Below are 20,057 nucleotides of genomic sequence, written 5' to 3' on the forward strand. Positions count from 1 at the left end.
AAATAATTCTGAATTCCGTCCATCCCCCACTCTCTCCCTCCTTCGTACCTTTGCCCCATGCAAAGATCAATTAACAAAATCAACACAAACCACCCCATCAGTGGTTCCCTCTCATCATATCATTTCTACAACCCCCTGCCTCTCCCCGACGGCAACACCATCGATCCATTCCTCCTCCTCCATCACCATGGTCCCATGACCCTGCCTCCTTTCAATTCAGGCATGCCATTCGGACCACACCCCCATCGCGGTTTTGAAACCGTGACCTGGATCGTAAAAGGCCACGTTGTCCACAAAGACTCCCACGGCTTCCACAGCCGTATCGACGAAGGTGGCGTACAATGGATGACCGCCGCCCGCGGCCTCATTCACAACGAATACGTAGAAGATACTTTCAAGGAAACAGGTGGGGATTTAGAGTTGTTACAATTATGGATCAACCTGCCTGCAAAAGACAAAATGATCCCAGCTAAATACAAAGGCTTACAAAAAGACGATATCCCGGTTATCACAAATGATAAAGTGAAGGTAGCAATCGCAGGTGGTCAGTGGAATGGCCATAAAGGGGCTTTACAGTCGATTACAGACATTAACGCATTCCTGATTGACATCAGTGAAGGTGGCAGTACTAAAATAAACGTAACGAAGGAAAGAAACATCCTTTTCTATGTCCTCCACGGAGAAGTCACCGTCAATGGCCGCACAACCGGCGACAGAAGTATGGTGCTCTTCAATAATGACGGAGATGAAATTGAAATCAGTGCCGGCAAAGACGCACTCATCCTGTATTGCGATGGCCTGCCACTGAATGAACCCATCGCCTGGCATGGTCCCTATGTGATGAACACACAAACGGAGATCATGGAAGCTATGCGCGATGAAAGAATGGGCAAATTCGGATTCTATATAGACTAAAAAAAATACCCGTATAGACTAAATATTAAGGGCCGCTCATGAGAGCGGCCCTCTTACTTTTAATGTATAATTCGCTTCAATTGCAAATTAGTAACTGGTGCTACCACCAGCGGATATTTCTCAATTGTTACATAACTTGAATCCAGTCCAAAACCTCGTTCCTCAGAAAGACTCACGCGTTTCAACCAGAAATACATACGCATGATCATACGCTCATACAATGGCAGGTCATTATCATGTGACAGGAACTTCTCCATTACTATAAACTGGAAGTCACCCACCACATTATTCTTACTCAGTGATTCATAACGGCTGGTGATATTCACCTCTTTATTCCTCACCATATCTTCCACCACCATTCTGAACATCAGGTTAATACGTTGCTCCACCTTAAAACCTAAGCGGAATTCCACACGAATCACCTCGTTCGGAATAATCGTCTGCACTGAATATTCACTCAGATATGGCTCATCTACTACATCCACATGCACAAACCAATAGATATCTGCACGCTTTGGTTTCTTATTCAGAATAGAATAGATGATCTTATGTTCGATCTCTTTCGGATTATCAGCACTACTCATATACACCAGATGGGTAGCATACTTGGGTATAGTCGTATCGTTACTCAGCTCCTGAATCACAGCCAGATGATCTTCCAGTCGTACAAATTCAACGTAACGATTTTTGATCTTGCGTGATTTAAACCACACCAGCATTATGAGGAACAGCACCCCTGCCACAATCACGGTTACATAACCACCGTGCATAAATTTTACCAGGTTGGCGAACAGGAAAGAGAACTCTATCGTAAAATATATAATCAGGTAAAGTAGAATCAAACTGACACGCACCCTTCGCGTGTACAAATAGAAGGCGAACAAACACGAAGTCATCAACATACAAATCGTAATGGAGAGACCATACGCCGCTTCCATCGCCCCCGATTCCTGGAAGATTAATACGATAGCCACACAACCTATCCACATCATGGTGTTGATACCTGGAATATACAACTGACCACGCATTTCAGTAGGATAATTGATCTTCAGCTTCGGCCACAGATTCAGTCGCATCGCTTCTGAAATCAATGTAAATGAACCGGAGATCAATGCCTGGCTCGCGATAATAGACGCCATTGTTGCGATCAGGATACCAGGTATTATAAACCACTCAGGCATAATTGTAAAGAACGGGTTCTGATCCTTAGGCAGCATCGTGCCTTTGTGTGTGAGCAACCATGCACCCTGTCCCAGATAGTTCAGGAGCAAACAGGTTTTCACAAATATCCAGGATACCCGGATATTGCCTTTACCACAGTGGCCCAGGTCAGAATACAGCGCTTCAGCACCTGTTGTACACAGGAAGACTGCACCCAGAATCAGGAAACCACGGGGATAGGTAGTTAATAACTGTATCGCATAGTGTGGGCTGAAAGCTTTCAGTACAGAGAAATCATCTGCCAGGTGTGAAAGTCCCAGAATACCCAGCATGGAGAACCAAATCACCATGATAGGGCCAAACAGCTTACCAATAGAGTTTGTACCAAACTGCTGAACTACGAAGAGTAAAGTAATAATCGTCAGTACAATTTTTACAATTGTCCACTGACTAAGATCTTTAAATACTTCCAGTGTGCGTAGACCTTCAATCGCGGTCGTTACAGTAATAGGTGGGGTAATGATACCGTCTGCCAGTAATGCGGCGCCGCCGATCATACCAAAGATAACGGCCCATTTTGCATGACGCCTTACGAGCGCGTATAATGAGAAGATACCGCCTTCTCCTTTGTTGTCTGCCCGAAGGGTCAGAATCACATACTTAATGGTTGTTTGTAAAGTCAGGGTCCAGAAAATACAGGAAATACCGCCAATGACCAGGAGATCGCTAATATAGTTCGTACCTATAATAGCCTTGAAAACGTATAACGGAGAGGTTCCAATGTCACCGTAAATAATACCTAATGCTACTACTAAACCGGCCAGGCTAACCCTGTTAATGTCTTTTCTCACGAAATAAGTAATTAAATGAATAAGAGTAGTATTTCTTTTGATGTCGTAACTACCTCCCTTTAGGAGTGTGCACTCAAACAGTTCTCTACTCAAAAAAGCCATCAAAGTTAGTGTGAATTCAGGAATATAGAAAATTTTTTGTAAGAGTTAACAATGGTGCTTCCGGGGTTAGCAAAGGCAACCGGTGGGGGTTTGGGGGAAGTATTAGAAACCTGGTAAAGACACACTAAATGTGCTGAGATATGCTATAGGCTATTCCAGCATGTCTATCCTGATCAATCCTTTACGGGCATAAAAAAACCCCGTCTCTGTTGAGACGGGGCCTTTATATTTTTTCTCAGTGAGAATTAGTTAGCTGGAGACAGATCTACAGTACCAGACTCACCAGGAGTGTTTTGTTTGATGAAGCGACCACGGTCGATACCTTGCTTGTCAGCCAGGTAGTCGATCACTGAATCAACACGACGGCTGCTCAGGTCTACACCACCTTTCTTACCCTTAGCACCTGCGTGACCTGTTACCAGGATGTTACAAGTTGGGTTAGATTTCAGTGTGCTAGCAACAGAAGCCAGGATAGCTTCGTTGTCAGAACCTACCTTAGTAGAAGCACCTTTGAATGCTACGCTAGGCAGAACCAGACTACCACAAGCTGCTGGAGGAGGAGTCTTGCAGCACTCAGGATCTGGGCACTTACCAACACCATCAGCATCAACTGGCTGGCAATAAGTTGGAGTGATCAGCTGCTTGTCTTTGTAATCAGGAACACCGTCACCATCAGTATCTTTAGCTACACCGTGAACATCAACTGGAGCGCCAGCTGGTGTGTTTGGTTCGCGGTCGAACTGATCAGTTACGCCATCACCATCTGCATCAGGCAGAACTGGAGTAGGCAGTTTCATGTGACGAGGTGCGCTCAGCTCATTGTAAGCATAGTTGAGCGGATTAACCCACCATAATGGTTCAACTCTCTTAGAGCTGTTACCCAGGTTGAAGTTCAGACGTACACTAGTGTAGCTGAATGCATCCTTATGGTTAGAGTATGGAGAAGAATAACCGTCCAGATAATCATCGAAATACATAGTGTATTTCTCTTCCAGACCGATATTGAAACGTTTAGACACTCTCCAGGCTATGCCAGTACCGAAATCGGCACCATGACGCCACAGCTGGTTGTTGTCTTTACGACCGATATTACCTCTGTTACCCTGAGATGGAGCGTTTGATTCATAATCACCATCATACAGGTTGTTCAGCTGATCCTTGATATCTTTACGTTTACCGCTAAAGTTAATACCAGAATAGTTGTAACCGTTACCACTAGCATCTACTGCATCAACGTCAACGTCGATCAGACCCAGTGAATAACCACCGAATACATACCAGTTCATTTTTGGCTGCGCTTTGTAGAACAGGATGTTGCTCAGAGAAGCGATCAGGTCAAAAGACAGCTGGTGAGTTGCAGTTTTATAGTTAGGAACGATCATACCGCCGTTTAAAGCAGCAGTTTTAGCCCAGATAGTAGCAGCGCCACCACCTGCACCAGCTACTGGACGCAGTCTGTAATCCTGACCTTTGTCGAAGGAACCAGTATACTCACCTCTGATGGAGAATGTATGACCCAGAGATTTTCTCAGGGAGATACCACCACCAAAACCTGGTTTAGCAGGAATGGTACCGTTGATAACGTGCAGACCACCGTGGAAACCTAATTCCCACATATCACGTGGTTTCGCAGGGAAATCATACTGGTGATTCGCGAAATTGTTTTGTTGTGCCTGTCTTGATGCTGGAACTTTGGTTGAATCCAGGGCGTCAAAAACAGGGGTAACTTGTGCATAACTGGAAGACGCCGCTAGGAGACTCATAGCGCCAGCCAGTAATAAGTACTTTTTGCTTGCCATAATTGTTTTCTATTTAAAAACTGTTAAAAATTTACTAATAACCCGTTTTTTTACCCAGCAAAGGTAAAATTCTCAAATGAATATTCAAATTTTTGTTGCAATATTATTTCTATTGATAACTGGTTAACTATTAACACTTAGGCAAAACTAATGTTGTGCCATACTTTGTTTGCAGTATATAACGAATAAGCATATTTGTTATAACTTAAACAAAGTAATGTTAAAGTTTTGTTACTCCCTTATATACAAATTAGGGGCCAAATTGTTAAAATTTGATATTTTAAGCATAGATTAGCAATCTTTTTCAATCAACCATGGACGAGATTAAAAACCTGATCAGTAAGGAATTAAGGGATTTCGAGAGCAAATTTTCTGACGCAGTAAAGAGTAATGTCGCACTGTTGGACAGGATCATGCATTATATCGTTAAACGAAAAGGGAAGCAAATGCGCCCTATGTTCGTTTTGCTCTCGGCACGCCTGTTCAGTAATGATATCCAGGAAAGTACATACCGCGCTGCCGCACTCGTGGAATTGCTGCACACCGCTACCCTCGTACATGATGATGTCGTGGATGATGCCAATGAACGCCGTGGATTCTTCTCCATCAACGCTTTGTGGAAAAATAAGATCGCTGTGCTCGTGGGAGACTACCTCCTTTCCAAAGGACTCCTCCTCTCTTTGAACAATAATGACTTCAGAGCACTCCAGATCCTCTCCCTGGCAGTAAAGGAAATGAGTGAAGGCGAACTGCTACAGATCGAGAAAACACGTAAACTCAATATTAAAGAAGATATCTACTTCGAAATCATCCGCCGTAAAACAGCCTCCCTCCTCGCCGCCGCCTGTTCCGCCGGCGCCTGGAGCACCTCTAATGATGAAGAAACTACGGAGAAGATGCGCCTCTTCGGCGAAAAAGTAGGTGTCGCCTTTCAGATCAAAGATGACCTCTTCGACTATGGCAGCGAAAAAATCGGTAAACCTACCGGCATAGATATAAGAGAGAAAAAAATGACCCTCCCCCTTATCTATACACTGGAACACGCTACACCAGACGTAAGAAGACAAATCATCAACATCGTAAAAAATCATAATACCGATAAAGCCCGCGTGGAAGAAGTCATTACATTGGTGAAAGCTTCCGGTGGTATCGAGTATACACAACAGAAGATGTTCGAATACCGCGACGAAGCCATGGCTATCCTCCATAGCTTCCCCGATAGCAATATCAGACAGGGACTCGAATCAATGGTCAGGTATACAACCGACCGTAACTTCTAATAATAATATAGGGACAATATAATTATCTGTTGGTCAGTTCTTATTGAGAACAGGCCATACTATTTGAAATTTATACCCTATCTTCCGTTCAAACAAGAATCGCTCATCCTTCTTTAGATTATAGATGCAAAAACGCTGGACAGTCCGATCGTATCAACCAAAACAGGAAGCTTTGCTGCAGGCCTCCCTGCGCATACATCCCCTGTTATGCAGGTTGTTGGTGCAGCGCGGCATGCATACCTATGATGAATCAAGGTTGTTCTTCCGCCCTACACTGGCAGATCTTCATGATCCATGGATCATGAAAGATATGGATAAAGCTGTATCCAGAATTGAACAGGCCATCTTCAGACATGAAAAAATTCTAGTGTTCGGAGACTACGACGTGGATGGTACCACCGCCGTAGCAACTGTATTCGATTTTCTACACACTTTATATAATAATATAGAGTTTTATATTCCGCATCGCTACCGCGAAGGCTATGGCATCTCTGCCCAGGGCATCGAATACGCCAGGGACAACGATTTTAGCCTCGTCATCACGCTTGACTGCGGTATCAAGGCCACCGAACAAATTACCTGGGCCGCTGAACATGGTATTGACTTTATTATATGTGATCACCACCTGCCAGATGCTATCCTGCCTCCGGCTGTGGCTATCCTCAACCCAAAACAATATGATTGCCCTTACCCTTACAAGGAACTAAGTGGCTGTGGTATTGGCTATAAACTCATCACCGCCTTCGCCCAAAAAATAGGTTTGCCGGAATCTGCCGCACACCACTATCTGGACCTCGTGGCTACCAGCATCGCCGCTGATATCGTACCCATGACCGGCGAAAACCGTGTACTGGCCTTTCATGGACTGAAAAAAGTCAATGAATCTCCCCTACCCGGTATCCAGGCCCTCATCCAACTCAGTGGTCTCAAAGAACAACTCACCATCTCTAACCTCGTCTTCGTTATCGCTCCCCGCGTTAACGCCGCCGGTAGAATGGACGATGCCCGCAAAGCCGTGAACCTGTTCATTGAGAATGATATGGAAAAGGCCATGGAAATTGCAAAAGTGCTGCACGCTGACAACTTTGACCGCAAGGAAATTGATGGCAACATTACCAAAGAAGCTGTAGAACTGATTCAGAACGATACTACTCTACATAATAAAAAGTCCACCGTACTCTATAAGCCTGACTGGCACAAAGGTGTGGTGGGTATCGTGGCATCCCGGCTGATCGATAAATATTATTACAGACCGACCATTATCCTTACCCTCAGTAATGATAAAGTAGCCGGCTCTGCCCGCTCTGTGATTGGGTTTAACGTATACGAAGCCATTCACAAGTGTAAAGATCTGCTGGAAAACTATGGTGGCCACTTCTACGCCGCCGGCATGACCCTCAAACCTGAAAACGTGCCCGCTTTCCAGGAAAGATTTGAAGAGGTTGTCGCCACTACCATCAATCCTGAACTGCTGATTCCGGAAATCACTATCGATACCGAAATCAGTCTGAAAGATATCACTCCCGCTTTTTTCAATATTCTCAAACAGTTCGAGCCCCTGGGGCCGGACAACCAACGCCCTATCTTCCTCGTACGAAACGTGGTAGACAGCGGCTACTCCCGCCTCATAAAAGATGAGCACATTAAATTTTCGGTTAAACAGGGCAGACACCCTATGGCTGTAACAGGTATTGGGTTCTATATGTCTGACAAATTCTCGATCGTCAGCAGCCGCCAGCCTTTTGATATGGTATTTACCATTGATGAGAACGAGTGGAATGGCAAGATGAACCTACAAATGAAAGTAATCGATATCCGCTCTCACTGACTTCTTTCTACTCAAACCGAGTAATGATCACCACAAATTGCAGGGAATCAAAACATTCGCTTTGATCCCCTGCTGACGGAGATTTGATAAGATCTCCTATGATAGGGCTTTCTATTTTCTCTTTACTAAGGGTAAGTATGGGGAAATGACGCCATAGTGCATGGCCTAATTCCATAATTACTTTTCTTTTTACATATTTCCCCTTTACTAAAAATCCCGTCCCACGGTAAAGCGGGACGGGATAAGGGCTTGTGCAATGCTATCAAAACGGCATTGCCAATGATTTATTATATCGCTTAATTTGTTTTTTCGCCCATCAGTTCTACACTTCTGGTCACAAAGGCTGTCAGGTCCGCACCTGTCAAAAGATTCTGTGACAGTAAAGCCAGATCAGCCAGGTTGCGGATTTGCTTTTCCTGCAACTGATCATTGCCTTCTTTCAGGATCTGCTGATAAATCGGATGGTTTGCATTCACCGTCATGTTGATTTCGTCAGGCATACCTGCATACCAGGACATACCGCTACCACCTACTGCTGCCATATCTTTCATACGACGCATGAACTCAGGGCGTGTTACAATCACTGGCTGTGCTTCTGCACTCAGACCTTTCAGTTCCACTTTTACATGTTGCTGCGGGATCTTTTCAAACAATGATTTCAAACGTGTTTCCTGATCCTGTGTCAGTACATGTGAATTATTTTCATCCTTGTCAATCAGGTTATCTGCAATGTCTGCATCCACACGGGTAAACTGTACCTTTTCCCAGCGGGTCTCCATCTGGTTCAGGAAAGCAGCATCTACCAGACTATCCAGTTTCACGATCTTATATCCCTTTGCTTTCGCCGCAGTGATATAACTATCCTGCTGTACCGGGTTGGTAGCGTACAGGATCACCTGCTTTTCTTCCTTGTTGGTTTGAATAGCAGCAGTATCCTGTTTGTATTCATCCAGCGTATAGAATTTACTACCATCTGCATCTTCGAGAATGAGGAACTTGTTACCTTTTTCCAGGAACTTATCGTCCGTCATCATACCATATTTAGCAAACAAACCGATGGATTCCCATTTCTCTTCAAATCCTTTACGATCGTTTTTAAACATTTCTTCCAGCTTATCCCCTACTTTCTTCGTGATGTAAGAGCTGATCTTTTTCACATTCGGATCACCCTGCAGGTAGCTACGGCTCACGTTCAGCGGAATATCCGGACTATCGATCACACCATGCAGCAGCATCAGGAACTCAGGTACAATATCCTTTACTTCGTCCGTTACAAACACCTGGTTAGAATACAGGCTGATCTTATCTTTCTGGATTTCGTAACTCTTATTGATCTTAGGGAAGTAGAGAATACCCGTCAGGTTGAATGGATAATCTACATTCAGGTGGATCCAGAACAATGGCGGCTCAGAGAAAGGATACAGTTCTTTGTAAAAGTTCTGATAATCTTCTGTGGTCAGCTCACTTGGTTTCTTCGTCCATGCAGGATGTGTATTGTTGATCTGGTTATCTTCATATTTAACCGGAACTGGCAGGAACTTACAGAACTTTTCGAGGATGGATTTGATACGATGCTCATCCAGGAATTCTTCACTTTCCTCATTGATGTGCATGATGATATCAGTACCTCTGCCAGCTTCGCGGGTGGTTTCTTCCAGGGTATATTCAGGACTGCCATCGCACTCCCAACGTACAGCTGGTTCATCTTTGTGAGATTGGGTGATGATCTCCACCACATTGCTCACCATGAAAGAGGAATAGAAGCCCAGACCAAAGTGACCGATGATGTTGGTTCCTTCATTCTGACCTTTATATTTATTCAGGAACTCTTCCGCACCGGAAAATGCTACCTGGTTGATGTATTTATCTACTTCTTCAGCCGTCATCCCGATCCCATTGTCAGAGATGGTCAATGTTTTTTTCTCTTTGTCAAGTTTCACGCTAATGGCCAACTCGCCCAGTTCTCCTTTGAACTCTCCTACACTTGCCAGCGTTTTCAATTTTTGGGTTGCATCAACCGCGTTACTTACGAGTTCGCGGATAAAGATCTCATGATCTGAATAGAGGAATTTTTTAATAATGGGGAAGATGTTCTCTGTCTGAACACGTATTGCTCCTTTCTGCATGGGTATCTGTGTTTTTGTGGAATCTTTCAAAGCGTATGCCAGTGGGAAAATGCTGCCAAAGTGACGGAACGGGGCAGTACAATAAACCATACCGTCAGGAAAAAGCAACCTTTTTTACTCCGAAGTCAATCGTCACCTGCCGTCAGGCAAATCAAAAAACGCTTCCTTGCTGCCACAGAACCATCCGGTTAACAATTAAATCATGTAAAATATAACACAAATGTTGTACATTCAATATGTAGCATATCACGACCCTGAAGAGTATTCCATTAACATATTTACCCATCCCCTAACAACCATCTATTTATTACATGAAAAAAACTCTACTCCTGATTTTTACAGTCTTTGGTGTCTTGCACACATTTGCGCAAACCCAACCCACCCCCCAGGCACTGCCTTACCAGCAAAACTTTGACGCATTGGCGACCACATCCACCACTTACCCGGATGGATGGCAGGGCTGGACACTCTCCGGCTCCCCTTCTTCCAGCTTTAACACCGCCACTCCTGCATCAGACAAAGCGCTGACTACCGGCACCGCCTCCAGCACTGCCAACAGTGTATATAATTATAATGGTAAACTGGGTTTCCTCAATAGTGGCAGCGTGGACAACTGCCTCTCCCTGGCCCTCAATACCACCGGCCAGGTGAACATCGCATTACAATACGACGTTATGACGCTACGCAATCCTTACGATGGCAGTAGCAATACCCGTATTAACGAAGTCATCTTACAATACAGAATTGGTAGCACCGGCAACTTTACCAACATTACTGGTACAGAATACCAAAATGGTACGACCCTTCAGACCACCAGCGGTGTCACCACGCCACAAGACCCTGCTACAAAAACACTGGTGCTTCCCACAGCCTGCGAAAACCAGCCACTGGTACAGCTTCGCTGGGTAAACCGCCAGATCAGCGGCAGTGGCTCCCGCCCCTCATTTGCCATCGACAATATTATAGCAGGTAGTGGTGGTGCCGATACCACTCCTCCTGTGATCGACTCTCTAACGCCACTGAACCACGAAACTAATGTGCCGCCTACCACTACTCCCAGCATTATTTTCTCTGAAAACGTCATTGCAGGTACCGGTCACCTCACCTTACACAATGCTACAAACGGTACCCAGCAGGTATTTGACATCACCAGCACAGCTATCGTAATCAGAAATCAGCTGCTCAGTGTGATCACGTCTCTTGCTGGCAACAAATCTTATTACATCACCATCGACAGCGGCGCCATAACCGACAATAGTGGCAATGCTTTCGCTGGTATTCCTGATAGCACAGTATGGGCTTTTTCCACAGGTGCACAACAACTGGATTTTGATTTCAACAACTGTACAACCGGTACAGGTGTAGTCGGTGGTTTCACTGCTTATAGCGTAACCGGTGCACAAGTATGGGATTGCACCACCTTTGGTCAATCCCTGAATAGTGCACAGATCAATGGCTACAGCGGAGGCCCAGTCGAAAATGAAGACTGGTTGATCTCTCCTGCTTTTGATCTTACAGGTTTTGATTATCCACTCCTTTCCTTCGCCAGCCGCACTGCTTTTGTAGGTCCATCTTTACAACTGCTCATTTCTACCAACTACGATGGCAGCAGCCATCCAAATACTGCCACATGGACGGCTGTCAATGGAAGATTCCCTGCAATCTCGTCAGATGCATGGAAAACTTCGGATAGCATCAATCTCGCCGGTTTTAAACAATCCAGTGTGTATATCGCATTTAAATATACCTCTTCTCCTACCCTGAATGCAGCCCGCTGGACATTGGATGATTTCCATCTCTACAATAGCCCTCAGGCACCATTACCATCAGTAGATAAGTCTACCTCCAGTATGGATTTCGACTATGTAAAATCAGGTCAACAATCATCCTCACAATACTTTACTTTTAATGCCAGCGACTTTACCGGTGCACTCACACTTGCTACCAGTGCAGGTTTCCAACTATCAAAAGATAGCGCTGGCACATACACCACTTCCCTGAATTACCCTGTTGACTCCCTGTCAGGAACCGTAACTGTATGGGTAAGATTCGTACCTACAGCGGCTGATCAGGCATACACAGGCACGCTCACTTTTACCAGTGCTAGTCTGAATACTACGCCTATCGCACTTTCCGGCACCTCTTTACGCTCCCTGAAAGTGGTGAACTGGAATATGGAATGGTTTGGTAGTCCGGCACAAAATCCGGCGAATGATAGTCTGCAACAGGCAAATGCCACTGTAGTACTGAAAAAACTGGATGCTGATATTTATGCGCTGGCAGAAGTAGTAGATACTGCCCGTTTCAGAGCTGTGGTGAGCCAGATGCCGGGTTATAACTACATCATTTCTGACTTTGGCTCTTATGCAGACAGCATCACCGATGTGGATTATACTTCTGCACAGAAGCTCACATTCCTCTATAAAACAAGCGTGATCCGCTCTATTCGCAGCTATGGTGTATTGAGGAAAGGTGGTAGCGCAAATGCTTATTACAACTGGTCTTCCGGTCGTTTCCCATTCCTGCTGCAGGCCACTGCAAACCTGAATGGAGATAGTGCACTCATCAACTTCGTCCTCATTCACAGCAAGGCGAATACAGGCACCACTGCGGACAAGATCCAGTCATGGCAGCGTCGTAAAGATGGTAACCTGGAACTGAAAGATACCCTGGATGCACAGTATCCAACCAGCAACTTCATCATCCTCGGTGACTTCAACGATGCATTGAATAAAACCATCACTACAGAACTGGCGCCGGATACCACGACATCTTACATCGATTTCATGAACGATACCGCGCATTACAAACCGCTCACATTGCCATTGAGCCTGGCAGGCGATCAGTCTACCACCGCTTATACAACTGTTATAGACAATGTGATCGCTTCCGATGAAATGGCGATTGCTTACCTCCCGGGTTCTGCTAAGGTGCACAAAGAAGTCGCTCAGCTCATCAGTAGCTACAGCAGCACAACCAGCGATCACTATCCGGTGCAGACCAATTACAACCTGCACACCCTGGGTAACCCTGTCACTGCTGAAAACTTCAATGCCGTAGTAGATTCAGGCAATGTAAAAGTGACCTGGTCTACCCCCTACGAAATCAACACAGACCATTATGTAGTAGAGAAAACCCTCAACCTGCGTAACTACGTAGCAGTAGATACCCTCGCTGCACAGGGCAACAAAGACTTCGCAACCAGTTATCGCACCTATGACTATCAGCCATGGCTGGGGGTTTCCTGGTACAGACTGAAGATTGTAAGCAAAGATGGCAGCGTTCGCTACAGCGAAAATGACAGGGTATACGTATCTTTGCTGGACCTGATCAAAAAGCTCATCTGGTGCATCATTGGTCATAACCTCCAGGTATGGGTGGATATGGAAAAACCAGGACCCGCTCAATTTGAACTCATTGATATGCAGGGACGCAGCCGTTTCAAATCACAACAGTTTGTAAACAAAGGCCGCAATACCAAGACGATTGATGTGAACGCTTTGCCTAACGGTATATATATATTAAGGATACAGAGTTTGGATGGCGTAAAAACCAGTAAAATATTGATTACCAAATAATTAATTCTACAAAAAGGGATAGCGGCAGGCCTTCCCGCCGCTACCACCACCGCAAAAAACCACTTCCGCCTACGGCAGAAGTGGTTTTTTGCATTATTTCATAAATATCTCCTATCTTTGCGATCCAATTTTTTTCTAATCAAATTAAAAACAGGGAAATTATGAATTACGAATTGATGGTGATTTTTACCCCTGTGCTGTCTGAGGAAGACTACAAAGCTGCTCAGAAAAAATTCGCTGACATTATCAAAGATAATGGTGGTGAATTAACGCACGAAAATCCCTGGGGATTAAAATCACTGGCGTACCCTATCCAGAAGAAGACCACGGGCATGTACCTGGTACTGGAATACAGTGCGCCATCCGACCTCAATGAGAAGCTGAAAATTCAGCTGAACCGCGATGAAAATGTGCTCCGTCACATGGTTACTGCACTGGACAAATACGCTGTTCAGTACAACAATCGCAAGAGACATGGCGTAAACGCTGATTCTAAAACCGCTGAAGCTTAAAATTATGGCAGTAAAACAAGAAATTAAGTACTTAACGGCCGTAAAAACCGAGAAACGTCAAAAGAAATATTGCCGTTTCAAGAAATTAGGCATCCGGTATGTGGATTACAAAGACGCTGAATTCCTGAAGAAATTCCTGAACGACCAGGGTAAAATGCTCCCTCGTCGTATCTCTGGTAACTCCCTGAAGTTCCAGCGCAAGGTAGCTCAGGCAATTAAAAAGGCTCGTCAGATGGCGTTGTTACCTTACGTTACTGACCTTTTAAAGTAAACCGACAAATTACTTATCGTAAGTAAAAGGTCCTTAAAACTAATTAACATGCAAGTAATCTTAATACAAGACGTAGATAATCTGGGTCAGAAGAATGAAGTCGCTGCCGTAAAAAACGGTTACGCTAGAAACTTCCTGATCCCACAGAAATTTGCGGTAGAAGCATCTCCATCTAACCTGAAGCAACTGCAGGAGCGCCTGAAAGTGCAGAAAGCGAAAGAAGAGAAAATGCTCGCCGAAATCGCTAAGGTGGTTGAAGTGCTGAAGGCTGGTCCAGTGAAAATTGGTGCTAAAACCGGTACATCCGGTAAGATCTTCGGTAGCGTTACCGGTGTTCAGATCGCTCGTGCGATTAAAGAACAGAAAGGTTACGAAATCGACCGTCGCCGCATCCACATCCTGGATGATGTAAAAGAATTAGGTACATACAAAGCGAAACTGGACTTCGGTAAAGGCAATGAAGCTGAACTGGAATTCGAAGTTGTAGCTGAGTAAGTCTTACATACTTTATATAAAAGATCCCGGGCCGCAAAGCCCGGGATTTTTTATGTATTACCACATCTATCTATGGCACAATTTTCGATTATATTTGTTTCATTATATGAAACAGTACCTATCTTTATTAACCGCCGTAGTCCTGTGGACTGCCTGCCACCCGAGCGCTGCATCAAACAGCACGCCTACTGCCGAAACCAACGCTGCTGTTCCGGCATCTACCAATGAACGACCTATCGATTCATTCCGCATTGGAAACAAACAATTCCTGGTGTACAGTTTAGCAAAATCGTCATTCAGTCCTACTACTGATCTGGATTATGATAGCGCCGAAGGTCCTCAGCTGACCCGTGAAGCCGCTAAAGTACATAGACAAGGCGATTCCCTCCTCTTTGCTTTGAAGAACGGGAAAACGTCTGTACTCGCTAATTCCAGGAACCCGGACATCGATGAGGATTATGCCGTATACTACTATGCCGGCTACAAAGAAGACCTGCAACAACACCTCGCATTTGGCAGCTATTACGAATCCAGCGATTACCTGCTCGTTAATCCTGCTAATGGTAAGCAAACACACCTGTGGGGCATTCCTTACCTTTCCCCTGATAAGCAATTTGTACTCTGCCCTTCTTTCGATCTGGAAGCAGGATTCAACAATAATGGATTTGAACTCTACAGTTATGAGAACGGTAATATGAAACTACTGGGAGAAACAGACCTTCAACACTGGGGCCCCGGCCAGATAAAATGGGTAGACCCCCATACACTGGAAGCCGAGTACCAGACTATGGATACTGCGATGAATATCCATACAAAACCGGTCAGGATAATCATGCAATAAAAGTAAGGGGCTGACTAAAAAGTAAAATGAAGGCGCTGAGAATTGCGTAAAAGCCATTTCATCTCCATATCTATCACCTACCCGAGAGGGTGTACCCTTTTTAGTCAGCCCCCTACATTCAGATTCCAGGTAAAGCCAGGTTCCCATTTATACGATTTATGGTATACTCTTTTTATTCCGTTGTATACTTTGCGATGAAATGAAACATCTTGTCCGCCGCATCATTCGCTACCTGGTCTGAAGAATAGCCATGATAGCCATCAAACGTATAAAACACATGCGGCACTTTATTCTTCGACAACACACTATCCAACTCATTCCCTTGACTAATCCTCACTAAAGAATCCTGCTTACCATGCGCCAGAAAAGTAGGCGGACTATCTGGAGATACATATGTAACAGGGCTACTCGCTGCATATATTTCCGGGTTCTCCGAAGGCGTGGCACCCAGTACAACCACCATCAAATCAGGTACTCCAGACGATCCCTCTTTATACATACGCGCTAAATTATAAGGCCCCCAGTTACTCACCACACACTTTATATTCTTCTTCTCATTGTGTTTATAAGCAATCAGTGTAGTCAGCTGTCCACCTGCACTAGCCCCGATCAGCGCCGACAAAGGTGATACCAGAAATGAATCGGCATGTGCATACATGTAATTCATGGCTGCTACCAGGTCCTCTTCCGCTGTCGGAAATTTATTCTTCCCATCCTTCACCAACCGGTAATTAACATTCACATAAGCAAACGCCGGCGAGAAAGTAGTATTCCTGACCAACCCCTCACAGGCAGCCGAGAAATCACTCTTATCCCCTCCCATCCATCCACCGCCATGCACAAACACCATCAGGTGCGTACGCTTGGGCGACCTGCCTGCAGGCAGGTAAATATCGGCAGTCTGTAATGAATCATCCCCGTAATGTTGATTGAGTAAAATTAACTCCTGTTTTGCGCCAGGACTCGCTGCCAGCGAGGTATCTGCAGACAATGCCTGTGAAGCAGATTCATTTTTACATCCAGGTAATAAGTATAAAAAGATAGCGCATGACAACGTCCTTCTCAAGTTGAGAAACATCATATATAAACTTATAATTGCTGTAACTTCCGGTTAAAACCTGCTAATATGAAATATACCCTCCTGCTCGCTCTTCTTTGTTGTATACTATCCATACCTTCCTTTGCACAAGGCCCGATCCCCAATGTAGATGGTCATGCCAATGCAATCATAGGTAAACTAACAAAATCCCTCTCCCTGAAAGAAGATCAACAGTTAAAACTGAAAGGTTATATCTCCGATTTTATTACGCAACGCAACACCGTTGTTGCTGAAACTGCTACTAACCCCAAAGCCTACGATGCTAAAATTAAAAGCATGCATAACGGCTTCTACAAAAAACTGAAAACAGCCCTGACTGCTGAACAATATGAAACTTTTCTACAGCAAAAACCTGCAGAAAACGACCCTACTAACGTATTGTCTCAATTGTATTACTAATAACAAAAAGCCCTGCAGGATGTTCCCACAGGGCTATGTTAAATTATGTTAACGATCGCTGTTATTTACTCCACGCCTTTCTCAGGAACCGTAACCAGTTCCCATGCATGATGTTTTCCACATCCTCATCTGAGTAACCTCTCTTCTTAAACAATGCAGGTAGTTTCTGCACATCTGCAATCGTTTCAAGATCATACGGAGATTGCTCCTTACCAAAGGCGCCATCCAGGTCAGAACCGATGCCTACATGCAATGCATTGCCCGCCAGCTGACAGATGTAATCCATATGGTCTACCAGTTTATCCAGGTTACAATCCATGCCTTTAGGATCAGATACGCCTCTTACCCATCCTGGTACTATCATCCACGCATCCATGGCACCACCTATTACAGCGCCCCGTTTAACCAGTTCAAGTATCATCTCGTCAGAGAACTGACGGTTGTGATCCACCAGTTTACGCACGTTATTATGGCTGGCCCATACATGTCCGGAAAAGTGCTCCATGGCTTCCCAAAAGCAATCATCACACAGGTGCGTAGCATCCAGAATAATGTTGAGACGCTCCATTTCTTTTAGCAGTGCTCTGCCTTTATCACCCATAAAGCCTGTTGCATCTGTACCCTGTGCATATCTGCCAGGGCCATAGTGTGCAGGACCTACAGCACGCAAACCATTATTATAAGCCCTTTCCAGGTAAGGTATGTCTACGATAGAATCAGCACCTTCCAGGCTTAAGATATAACCAATGGCTTTGTTGGCTGTCGGTTGCCCATCATTCCAGTAAGCAAGATGTTTTTCGAGAGAGGCCAGATCAGTAATGGGAGTCAGTTCTCCTGCCTCTTCCATCGCTTTGTACCACGCCAGCTGCCCCTGTGTCTGTGCCCATGCCTGTTCTGGTGAAAACCATCCCGGCAGTGGATTGTCAGCTGCCACAAAACGGGCAATCTGTGTACCTACCACCAATCCTATATTTCCTTTGCGCAACTCAGGGAAAGATACAACTCCTTTAGCGCGGTCTGGTTTATCGGTTTGTCCTTCCTCCCTTTTCCTGATGTCATTCACAGGCAAGCGGAGATTGCGGTTCCACTCCATCGCGTTCATGCTGAGATCCAGATGCGCGTCTATTGCAAACATGTTTATAATAGTTTTAGGTTCAGATCATGATCTTCCTGTCTCTCGCTACAACTTTCCATTGCGCAATACAGGTATTCTTTTCTACAACGCCCACGCGCTCATACAGGGCTACGGTAGGGCATATATGATATGGTACGCCGTACAACACAGTACCCACAGGGTATTGCACAGTATCAGCTACTTTCACAACCAGGTGCTCCTCACTCTGTGATACAGGCAAAGCCTCCGGTGCATTCAGAAAAACTACTCTTGGTTGTGGATTTTCTGCTGCAACTGATTTATGCCCCAGATCAAGACACAGGCGCTCTCCATCAATAATGGAGATCACTCTTGTCACCAATACGGCGGCATAGTCATACTGCTGATCCGGTAAGTGCTGCTGATATCCCCAATCCCAGAAGATAAAGGTACCCGGACTACAGTCCACGCCTTCTCTTTCGGCATGAATGGGGAATGTAGGAGAACCACCTGCCACAATACGTGGCGCAGGCAATCCACTGTCTGTAATAGCCTGTGCAAGGGCTTGTACTGGCACATACGCGGCATCACATTTCTCTTTACGAATAGCAATATCCACATCATGCAGGTGACCATCATAGGCATGTAGTCCTACAGGTGTAACACCTGGAAGGTGCGCCAGTTCCTGGTACAATGCCAGTGCAGCGGCACCTGGTACAATACCTGTTCTGTTCATGCCTACATTCAGATCAAGATACAGAGGCAATACCTTTTGCGCGGTGGCAAATTGTGCAGCGATCGCTACAGCCGAAGCCGCGTTATCCACCAGACAACTGTATTTCGTATCCGGATATTGATCGGTCAGTTCCTGCAACCGTTCGATCTTTGGCCCTACAGGCTGATAAGCAAGCAATACATCTTTTGCACCCGCCAATCCAAGCATTTCTGCTTCAGCAATGGTGGCGCACTTAAATTTATGAATGCCCTCTTCGATCAGCAGCTGTGCAGCCTCCGTGATCTTGCTGGTTTTTACATGTGGGCGCAGTCGCTGCACATCCTTCACAGAAGCTTTCACTGCAAGGATGTTGTCTCGCATACGCTCCGGATACACCAGCAGTGCAGGTGAATCCACCGTGTTAATGTTGTGCAGTTCGTACCAGTTCATAATTATGCTAATTCAAATAATGCTTCGATTTCAACAGGAATATTATCAGGCAGGGAACCCATACCTACAGCGCTACGCACACCGATGCCATTCTCTTCACCCCATATCTTTGCAAACAGTTCGCTGGCACCATTGATCACATATGGATGACGACCAAAATCAGGTGTGCAGTTCACCATCCCCAATACCTTGATCACACGCTTTACTTTGTCCAGGCTTCCCAGGTTGGTAACGATGGTAGAAAGCATGGTCAGGGCAACTTGTCTGGCAGCCAGTTTACCTTTCTCAATATCCATATCTTCGCCAATACGCCCTATGATAAGGCTTTTATCGTCCTGTACAGGGCCGTGGCCGGAGAGGTACAGGTATTTACCATCGATCAGGTAAGGTTTATAAACACCCAGTGGAGAGGGTGCTGGTGGCAATGTCAATCCTAATGCTTTGAAGTTTTCTGTTGCTGTCATAGTCACTGAAATATTACTAAATTTATTAAATCCGGTTTCCTGTTCAGCCCCCACAAGGTGCTCTGGTGCCTGCAAAGC

16 protein-coding genes are annotated in these 20,057 nt (G+C 45.2%); 9 read left to right on the plus strand and 7 right to left on the minus strand.

All coding sequences use genetic code 11. The features are described 5' to 3' along the window. Positions 1 to 57 precede the first annotated feature (57 nt). Complete coding sequence (locus QQL36_RS01525; protein ID WP_321568668.1) at positions 58 to 915, plus strand: pirin family protein; 858 nt, start codon at positions 58 to 60, stop codon at positions 913 to 915. Between the two features lie 59 nt (positions 916 to 974). On the opposite strand, the gene QQL36_RS01530 is transcribed toward QQL36_RS01525, so the two are convergent. Together QQL36_RS01530 and QQL36_RS01535 are read right to left on the minus strand one after the other, a co-directional pair. Further along, entirely contained in the window at positions 975 to 2,927 is a 1,953-nt protein-coding gene (locus QQL36_RS01530) for a KUP/HAK/KT family potassium transporter (protein ID WP_321568669.1), read from the minus strand. 347 nt (positions 2,928 to 3,274) lie between these two features. Further along, positions 3,275 to 4,828, minus strand: a complete 1,554-nt coding sequence (locus tag QQL36_RS01535; RefSeq protein ID WP_321568670.1) for an OmpA family protein — start codon at positions 4,826 to 4,828, stop codon at positions 3,275 to 3,277. Between the two features lie 314 nt (positions 4,829 to 5,142). On the opposite strand from QQL36_RS01535, the gene QQL36_RS01540 reads away from it, so the two are divergent. Together QQL36_RS01540 and recJ are read left to right on the plus strand one after the other, a co-directional pair. Continuing rightward, positions 5,143 to 6,108, plus strand: a complete 966-nt coding sequence (locus QQL36_RS01540) for a polyprenyl synthetase family protein (protein WP_083725669.1) — start codon at positions 5,143 to 5,145, stop codon at positions 6,106 to 6,108. Between the two features lie 124 nt (positions 6,109 to 6,232). Then, positions 6,233 to 7,936, plus strand: a complete 1,704-nt coding sequence (recJ, locus tag QQL36_RS01545; RefSeq protein ID WP_321568671.1) for a single-stranded-DNA-specific exonuclease RecJ — start codon at positions 6,233 to 6,235, stop codon at positions 7,934 to 7,936. Positions 7,937 to 8,232: 296 nt separating this feature from the next. Here the strand turns inward: recJ and htpG are convergent, their stop codons facing one another. Beyond that, positions 8,233 to 10,062 (minus strand): molecular chaperone HtpG, encoded by a 1,830-nt coding sequence (htpG, locus tag QQL36_RS01550; RefSeq protein WP_083725693.1) that lies wholly within the window; start codon positions 10,060 to 10,062, stop codon positions 8,233 to 8,235. 311 nt (positions 10,063 to 10,373) lie between these two features. Here htpG and QQL36_RS01555 point away from each other — a divergent pair, with 311 nt between their 5' ends. From QQL36_RS01555 to QQL36_RS01575, 5 genes are all read left to right on the plus strand, one after another. After that, positions 10,374 to 13,640, plus strand: coding sequence for an Ig-like domain-containing protein (locus QQL36_RS01555; protein ID WP_321568672.1), 3,267 nt, complete (start codon positions 10,374 to 10,376; stop codon positions 13,638 to 13,640). Positions 13,641 to 13,801: 161 nt separating this feature from the next. Continuing rightward, entirely contained in the window at positions 13,802 to 14,152 is a 351-nt protein-coding gene (rpsF, locus tag QQL36_RS01560; protein WP_235643923.1) for a 30S ribosomal protein S6, read from the plus strand. A 4-nt stretch (positions 14,153 to 14,156) separates the two neighbouring features. Then, entirely contained in the window at positions 14,157 to 14,423 is a 267-nt protein-coding gene (rpsR, locus tag QQL36_RS01565; protein ID WP_083725677.1) for a 30S ribosomal protein S18, read from the plus strand. A 48-nt stretch (positions 14,424 to 14,471) separates the two neighbouring features. Beyond that, positions 14,472 to 14,918 (plus strand): 50S ribosomal protein L9, encoded by a 447-nt coding sequence (gene rplI / locus QQL36_RS01570; RefSeq protein WP_083725679.1) that lies wholly within the window; start codon positions 14,472 to 14,474, stop codon positions 14,916 to 14,918. 106 nt (positions 14,919 to 15,024) lie between these two features. Beyond that, positions 15,025 to 15,759: a hypothetical protein gene (locus tag QQL36_RS01575; protein WP_321568673.1), complete on the plus strand. Its 735-nt coding sequence runs from the start codon at positions 15,025 to 15,027 to the stop codon at positions 15,757 to 15,759. 172 nt (positions 15,760 to 15,931) lie between these two features. On the opposite strand, the gene QQL36_RS01580 is transcribed toward QQL36_RS01575, so the two are convergent. Further along, positions 15,932 to 16,840 carry an alpha/beta hydrolase gene (locus QQL36_RS01580; RefSeq protein ID WP_321568674.1) on the minus strand — a complete coding sequence of 303 codons (909 nt, stop codon included), beginning with the start codon at positions 16,838 to 16,840 and terminating at the stop codon, positions 15,932 to 15,934. 45 nt (positions 16,841 to 16,885) lie between these two features. On the opposite strand from QQL36_RS01580, the gene QQL36_RS01585 reads away from it, so the two are divergent. Continuing rightward, the gene (locus QQL36_RS01585) at positions 16,886 to 17,257 is read left to right on the plus strand and encodes a hypothetical protein (protein WP_083725685.1); all 372 of its coding nucleotides are present in this window, start codon (positions 16,886 to 16,888) and stop codon (positions 17,255 to 17,257) included. 61 nt (positions 17,258 to 17,318) lie between these two features. On the opposite strand, the gene QQL36_RS01590 is transcribed toward QQL36_RS01585, so the two are convergent. From QQL36_RS01590 to QQL36_RS01600, 3 genes are read right to left on the minus strand one after another with little or no spacing between them, the layout of a single operon-like run. Continuing rightward, positions 17,319 to 18,392 (minus strand): dipeptidase, encoded by a 1,074-nt coding sequence (locus tag QQL36_RS01590; protein ID WP_321568675.1) that lies wholly within the window; start codon positions 18,390 to 18,392, stop codon positions 17,319 to 17,321. A gap of 19 nt (positions 18,393 to 18,411) precedes the next feature. Next, complete coding sequence (locus QQL36_RS01595; RefSeq protein ID WP_321568676.1) at positions 18,412 to 19,515, minus strand: D-TA family PLP-dependent enzyme; 1,104 nt, start codon at positions 19,513 to 19,515, stop codon at positions 18,412 to 18,414. A gap of 2 nt (positions 19,516 to 19,517) precedes the next feature. After that, the gene (locus QQL36_RS01600; protein WP_320577759.1) at positions 19,518 to 19,979 is read right to left on the minus strand and encodes a RidA family protein; all 462 of its coding nucleotides are present in this window, start codon (positions 19,977 to 19,979) and stop codon (positions 19,518 to 19,520) included. Between the last annotated feature and the right edge of the window lie 78 nt (positions 19,980 to 20,057).

Source organism: Chitinophaga sp. LS1, from assembly GCF_034274695.1.
In the GTDB taxonomy this organism is placed as follows: domain Bacteria; phylum Bacteroidota; class Bacteroidia; order Chitinophagales; family Chitinophagaceae; genus Chitinophaga.